Here is a 1,989-nt window from a genome sequence, read left to right as displayed (position 1 = left end):
GCCCATGTTCAGCCTGAACGAATCGAACCGGTATTATTTATACCCGTATCCGTGCGACATGCGCAAAAGTTTCTACACCCTGAGCGGCCTTGTGACTAACCAGATGGGCATGGATGTTCAAAGGGGCGAGGCCTTCATCTTCATAAACAAGAGTTGTACTTCCATGAAAATCTTACATATGGAATGCGGCGGCTTGGTTATCTACCACATGAAGCTGGAGCAGGGGTTCTTCCACCTTCCTGATATGGATACGGGCCAAAACCGGCTAAAGGCACAGGAAACCTTTTGGAATGAGCTTGTACTGATGGTTCAGGGGATAGATACAGGTAAGGTAAAACGGCACAAGAGATGGCGTCCGGATAAGTGGAATTTATAACGAAATATCCCCTGGAAACTATTGTAATTTAGCTGAAAAATCACTATCTTAGTATCATAAAAGATTAGTGTCATATGCCTTCAGACAGCACAAACCTCATAAAGCAACTCATGGAAAAGTGTGATCACCTTTACCGGGAGAACAGCCGCCTGAGAGAAATAGCATCTGAAAAGCTGGAGCCGTTGTCTGTAAAGGATGCTTATGATAAGCAACTGTCCCAAAAAGATGCCATCATAGCCAAAAAAGACCTAAGGATAAGTAACCTGGAGAAACAGGTATGCGAACTCCAGCGTCAACTATACGGAAAAAAATCCGAACGTTTTATAAAACCTGATGCCCTGGACCGCTGGCTTGACTTTGAAGGCTTTGATATGCTACCGGGAGAAGAAGAGGCGGCACAGGAAGCCGAGACAGAAATAAAAGCGGTAAAAGCGGCTATAACGGCCCGCCGGGTGGCAAATAAGAAACAGCCTGTGCGCAAGCCCCTGCCTGCAGAGTTTCCCCGTGAAGAAATCCACATCTATCCTCAAGGCTATAATGAAGGGGAATGGACGCTGCTTCCCGGAGAAGAAGTGACTGAGCTCCTGATGCATGAACCCGGAAAGTTCTATGTTAAGCGGATCATCCGCCATACGGCAAAACGCAAAGATACAAAAGAGATAAAAACCGGTGTGATGCCGGTTCTGCCGATAGCCAAAAGTTACGCTTCCTCCTGCTTGCTGGCAGACCTGACAGTCGGTAAGTATGTAGACCATCTGCCATTAAACAGGCAGATAGAGATGTTCAAGCGAGTAGGGGTATACCTTCCGCCCCCGACCGTTAACGGATGGATCAGGGAAGTGGCCGATTTATTGCGGCCTTTACACTTCCGCCTGCAGGAACTGGTCATGGAAGCGGATTACTTACAATCGGACGAGACCACCATACCGGTTATACGGGATGGGAAGCACAAGGCGGTCAAGGGATATATCTGGCTTGTGCGCAGCGTTATGGACGGACGCCAGTTCTTCTATTATGATTATGGTTCCGACAGCCAGGAGCCGGCAGGTTTCATCCGGCAGGAGCGGGTAAATGCCTATAATACCATTCCCGGATTCATCCCTGTTACGCAGGTGCCGTTCGATAACCCCGTCCGTTAAGGGCAGGAGTACCCTGTTTTTGCAATTCCTGCATTTTATTTCCGGCTTTTTGCATAATACCTGATCCCATTCATTTTTGCAGGCAGGCACATAAAGCCCCTTATCCAGTTTCTTGTTGTAATAGCGTTTGGCATAAACATCCGTCCGGCCACGGAACAGCGACATGAATAATTCGATTTTTTGCCTGGGTGGACTATGTTTGTTGACAGGTGAACCTGTGGACGGGTTTTCCGGTGGGGAGGCAGGTTCCGGTGGGGTCAAGGCATGAAGCAGTTTATCTTTCTCGGCAGTCAGCGCTGCTATTTGCCCTTCCAGTTCGGCAATCCGTTTTAAAAGTCCGGCATGATCCATAAACCTGCGTCTATTCAGTTAACTTTCACATGATTTTTATATTCTCCCTGCAAACATATCGTTTTATATAATACTGTACAAGCTTTCTCCGGCTAAATATCACTGCCTGTTTGGATAAGGCTT

Annotated in this window: 1 protein-coding gene and 2 pseudogenes; 2 read left to right on the top strand and 1 reads right to left on the bottom strand. The window is 47.4% G+C overall.

Translation table 11 applies throughout. The features are described 5' to 3' along the window. Together tnpB and ACFO6W_RS26020 are read left to right on the top strand one after the other, a co-directional pair. On the top strand, positions 1 to 376 hold a 376-nt coding region (gene tnpB, locus ACFO6W_RS26025; protein ID WP_380002046.1), incomplete at its 5' end, for an IS66 family insertion sequence element accessory protein TnpB. Positions 377 to 450: 74 nt separating this feature from the next. After that, positions 451 to 1,410: pseudogene (locus ACFO6W_RS26020) on the top strand (IS66 family transposase); the annotation flags it as partial. Positions 1,411 to 1,464: 54 nt separating this feature from the next. Here ACFO6W_RS26020 and ACFO6W_RS26015 read toward each other — a convergent pair. Further along, a pseudogene (locus tag ACFO6W_RS26015) lies at positions 1,465 to 1,680 on the bottom strand (TOTE conflict system archaeo-eukaryotic primase domain-containing protein); the annotation flags it as partial. Positions 1,681 to 1,989 lie beyond the last annotated feature (309 nt).

This window comes from Dysgonomonas termitidis, assembly GCF_042654545.1.
In the GTDB taxonomy this organism is placed as follows: domain Bacteria; phylum Bacteroidota; class Bacteroidia; order Bacteroidales; family Dysgonomonadaceae; genus Dysgonomonas; species Dysgonomonas termitidis.
Note: the sequence above shows the minus strand (reverse complement) of the source record. Positions and strands in the feature narration are given on the sequence as shown.